The organism is Wolbachia endosymbiont of Nomada ferruginata, assembly GCF_001675785.1.
GTDB lineage: Bacteria > Pseudomonadota > Alphaproteobacteria > Rickettsiales > Anaplasmataceae > Wolbachia > Wolbachia pipientis.
On record NZ_LYUY01000094.1, the window covers coordinates 1 to 4,806 of the forward strand.

A 4,806-nucleotide genomic window follows, 5' to 3' on the forward strand; every position below is an offset into this window, starting at 1 on the left:
ATCCGATAGCACAAAATCTTCATCATTAAATTTTAGTACTTCAGTTATGCCATCACTACTCACATTCATAATCATGGTACACATTTCGGATCCATCCTTTACAGGCCAAGTGCTTTTCATTTCATAATATGCGCCCTCTTTAAATTTATAATATCTTTCCTTACCTTTCCGATGAGCGTGTATTTCATGTTTTTTATTGCAATAGATATTCAGCTCTTTAATATCTTTCTCTTGCTGTAAAATGTTACTAATCCTGGTTGGCTCACTTCTATTGTAATTAATAGAGTTGATATTCAAAACTCTATAAGCGTTATCAGTTTCTGTGTAATAAGCTTGAAGCTCTACGCCTTTCCTTCCAAGATATTTACTTGCAGCTTTTTTTCCCTGCTCTGCCAACTTTATGCATTTATCTATATCTTTCTTAAAGCTCTTATTAGCAGACTCTGTTACTGCTTTATCTATGTACGTTTTTTTAAAATCTCTATCATTTATTAGATCATAAAAACTCCACTCATCTCTATAAGCCTTCTGTATAGCAGTGAAGTCACTTTCTTCTTTCAAAAGCATTAAGAAGCTTACCTTGTCTCCTAGGTCTTTTAGTTTAAAGCCTGTTATTATCTTCTCTAATTGAGAATCAAATTCTTTATTGGCAAAATTTTCAGCAGGATTATTTAAATTTTTTAACTCTTTGTATAATTTATTATTTTCTGCAATTGAGTGGCAGAACTTTATTATAGCAGAGTCCTTAGTGAAAGAATTGTCTTTTTCCATTTTATTGATACAGTCCTTGAGGGATGTAAAATGCGATTCAAGCCATGACGAATATAGATCGTATTCATAAGATGCCAACAAGCAATGTATTGCATTCCAAGCACATGATGCTACCCTTATAACTGATTCAACATCATAATTCTCTGACTGATTACTTGTTTTTCCTGCCTCTGCTGTTTTTTCTTCCTTAGCCAAACTTCCAGTCATAATACGCCTCCTTAACTATATTTATATTATATCAATTAACATATATCAAAAGAAATCAAACTGTATAACCTTGTCCTACACTAACTTTTATGATTACTTAATTGTGTAAAAATAACTGCAAGTGTTAAACTTGAGCTTTTATTTTTCATTATACATTTCTTACTACATGTTTATACTGCTGTCTTGCATAATAGACTATTCGAAGTTACACAAGTATTTTTTTTATTAGATAAGAGTTAGTAAGAGCCTGTTCATAATTTTTTCAGAAGTAAGGCAGTGAAAGCCAGAACGACCATTTGTAGGCTAGTATTGAGTTTTCGCTCACAATTTTTCCACAATCTTCTACATTTTTCTAACCAAGCAAAAGATCGCTCCACAACCCATCTTTTGGGCAATACAACAAAGGAACGTAATTCATTTCTTTTGATCACTTCAACGGTTGCACCAATAATCGTTTTTATTTGAGTTACAAAATTCTCTCCAGTATAGCCTGCATCAACCAGTACATTTTTAACTCCCGAGAGGTTTTCTTTTGCATTTTCGACCATTCTCACAGCACTGCTACGGTCAGTTATCTCTGCTGTTGTTGTATAAATTGCATGCTTGCGTATCTACTGCAATACGGCCCTGAAATCTTCTTGCCTGCATCATAGCTTCAGCAGTATCTGCATTTTTTATACTCTGTGCATCAATTATGCAGAAGCTTTTCCGACCATTGTTTTGTCGCAATTATTTTTTTTTAATACCAGCTCCAGAACACTTTCTTTATTTGCATCTGGTTTTTCACTCCACTTCTTAAAATAGTCGTAACAATTGCGCCATTTTGGGAACTCTTTTGATACCATTCTCCACTGGCAACCACTTTTTAACACGTATAACACTCCACAAAATACATCATGTAAATCAAGTGTTCTTGGTTTTGTCTTCTTTCTGCAAGATTCCAGATCTGCTACAATAATCTCAAACTTTTCTCGACTTATGTCACTTGGTTATAAACTTCGCATATCCTACTTTATATACTTTATCCTCTCACTTTATCTCTTTTTTGAGATTACGTACAGGCTCTAAGATACAAAGACGTTTTTAGAAATCTTTAAGCTTAATAACATCCTCTCTCTTTGGACTAGTTGAGATTAGATGAATTGGTACACCTATTAATTTTTCTAACCTGTCTATATATTTTATTAAATTAATAGGCAATGCTTCAATCGACCTTTTACCTTGAGTGTTTTCCTTCCAGCCAGGAAATTCTTCATATATTGGCTCTAATTCCTCTTGTATTGAATGTGATGCGGGTAAATAATCATACATTTTCCCGCTGTACTTGTAATCAGTGCATATTTTAATTGTATCAAAAGAATCAAGCACATCTAATTTGGTTAATACAATGCTTGAAACTCCAGAGAGTTGTACGGCCTGGCGCACTAAACCCGCATCGAACCATCCGCAACGCCTTCTTCTATTGCTCACTGTTCCAAGCTCCTTGCCTATAGTAAATAAGCTATTCCCCACTTCGTTCTTTTGCTCAGTAGGGAATGGACCATTGCCCACTCTTGTTGTATAAGCTTTTGCCACACCAATAATGTAAGCATTGTAGGCTAATCCTGAGCCTGTTATTGCTTGCGACGCTACAGTATTGCTTGAAGTAACAAAAGGGTAAGTTCCGTGGTCGATATCTAAAAATGTACCTTGGGCGCCTTCAAATATTATTTTCTTACCTTCTTTCATCAAGTCATTTAATATCTTCCATACAGGTTTTTTATATGGAAGAATTTTTTCTGAAATCTCTCGAATTTCCTTTAATATTTCTTCTTTTTTAACCACCTGGTAGTTAAGGCCTTTCCTGATAGCATTGTGATAATTCAAAAGAGTATCCACTCTTTTATTGAGCTCATCTGCGTTTTCTAAGTCACAAAGGCGTATAGCTCTCCTGCCAACTTTATCTTCATAACATGGCCCTATCCCTTTGTTTGTTGTACCAATTTTGTGATTTCCATTTAAATCTTCAAATAGCTTTTCCTTGTCCTTATGTACGCTAAGTATTAATGGGCAGCTCTCGGATACCATCAAGTTGTTATAGTTTACGTCTACTCCTTTAACTTTCAATGACTCTATTTCTGAGATTAGAGCGTGTGAATCAAGAGCAACGCCATTTCCTATGATAGATATTTTGCCCGTTCTCAAAACAGCAGAGGGCAGTAAATTTAATTTATAAACCTCATCATCTACTACTATAGTGTGCCCTGCATTATTTCCTCCCTGAAATCTCACAACTACATCTGCATTCTCAGAAAGATAATCTACTATTTTACCCTTGCCTTCGTCACCCCATTGCAGACCAACAATTACAATATTATTCATCATTATTTTCTAGATTAATACATAAATATTAATGCAATATGCTACAAATGAAAAGAGAAATCTACGCCTTTCCTACACCTCTTAAATAAAGAAATATACTGTCGATTTTCTTAATATATTACCAAATTATTCATCATTATATGATATAACTTACAGCATATTTACAGTAAGGTGTTATTTATGAAAGAGACAAAAGGAAAAAATAATAAGAGTCCAGTAGTTAGATTAAAGGCCACAGCTAAAGAGTTCAATTTTAGTAAATTAAGAGCAGATCAAGATAATAAATTAGCGAATTCCGGTGAAACAATGTTCTTAGATTTTCAAAGGATGAATTTTATTATTAACGGAAAAGAAATAGATAAAAATCTTATTATTGCATTTAAGGAAGGAGCTAAGCACCGCAAAAGCGAACTTTTTAATAGTGATGATATATATAATGACGAAATATTTAACAAAAAAGGAACAAGAGAAATAGATACGGATCATGGCAAAGCTTTTGTTGCTTCAGTACTCGAAGATATTGAGAAAGAGCTTGTAAGTAATGCATTGGGTGAGCTATGGAAAAATCACTGTGAAAATCCCAAAACTGCCAATCATCAAAAAACCGATTCATATAAGAAAGAATTTGAAGAATTTTACAATGCTGGCCACGGGTATATCCATCTATTACCTACAGAGAGAGATAAAAACAAGGATTACCGTTCCTTTGCAAAAGAAGTTTTCAAAAAAATGTTCAGATACGCTGGGGCAGAAGTTCCAAGTAATGCTATTTTAGAAGAGCTAGTCACCAATTGTAATCAAGCAGGGTATGAGGCTGCTCCATTTATACAAACCCAACTTGCACTTGGACAGTCGTTCATAGTAGAAAATCCTAAAAAAGTAATAAATATTGATTGTGCTAACCAAAATAATGTGAGAATTAGATCTGATATGAGGCTACCAATACTCTCTGTTAAAAATCAAGTTATGCATGGCGATAAGATATGTAATCTGTCTAGTTCATTGGAATTTACAATTGAATCTCACAATGGTGAAGACTTTGTAACATACAGAGATGGTAAATTGTCACTTACTATTCCTAAAGAGTTAAAAAATTATAAAGATAATGGCAAGAGCTTGTTTGACATTGTTAAAGAATATTTTCAGAAATTCTGTGCAAAATTAGGATTTAAACCTGAGACAAAAATACAAATAGAGCATGGCTTCGGTGCTCAAAGTAACTATTTAGATGGTACAATATCAACCACAGGATCAGATGCAAATGAAGAATTTATCAATCTTTTAAGCGAAAATCTCAGAGAGAGGTTATTGGGGTCAGGAGTTGCTCTAGAAGATGAAGATGTTGATGATATTGTTGAAGTCAGAGTATCTACCGTTATAGATCTATTGAGAGGTTGTCCGGAAACAAGTAAAAGGCTATAATATCTGAAATTTTAGTACGGGGTAAAGATGAGAAAAAAGTATCCA

Annotated in this window: 2 protein-coding genes and 2 pseudogenes; 1 reads left to right on the forward strand and 3 read right to left on the reverse strand. The window is 33.9% G+C overall.

Annotation, left to right across the window (positions count from 1 at the left end; all coding sequences use genetic code 11):
- The 3 genes and pseudogenes from BA053_RS05220 to BA053_RS05230 all read right to left on the reverse strand — a co-directional run.
- A pseudogene (locus tag BA053_RS05220) lies at window positions 1-978 on the reverse strand (hypothetical protein); the annotation flags it as partial.
- Window positions 979-1,229: 251 nt separating this feature from the next.
- Window positions 1,230-1,958, reverse strand: a pseudogene (locus tag BA053_RS06865) (IS5 family transposase).
- A 103-nt stretch (window positions 1,959-2,061) separates the two neighbouring features.
- On the reverse strand, window positions 2,062-3,339 hold the full coding sequence (locus BA053_RS05230; protein ID WP_065094759.1) for an adenylosuccinate synthase: 1,278 nt from the start codon (window positions 3,337-3,339) through the stop codon (window positions 2,062-2,064).
- Window positions 3,340-3,519: 180 nt separating this feature from the next.
- Between BA053_RS05230 and BA053_RS05235 the strand changes: the two genes are divergently transcribed.
- Entirely contained in the window at window positions 3,520-4,761 is a 1,242-nt protein-coding gene (locus tag BA053_RS05235) for a hypothetical protein (protein ID WP_245611095.1), read from the forward strand.
- Window positions 4,762-4,806: the final 45 nt, after the last annotated feature.

What these genes read in the sequence shown, in the direction of transcription:
- BA053_RS05230 (WP_065094759.1), bottom strand. Translation starts at nt 3,339, where the DNA reads ATGAATAATATTGTAATTGTTGGTCTGCAATGGGGTGACGAAGGCAAG.
- BA053_RS05235 (WP_245611095.1), top strand. Translation starts at nt 3,520, where the DNA reads ATGAAAGAGACAAAAGGAAAAAATAATAAGAGTCCAGTAGTTAGATTA.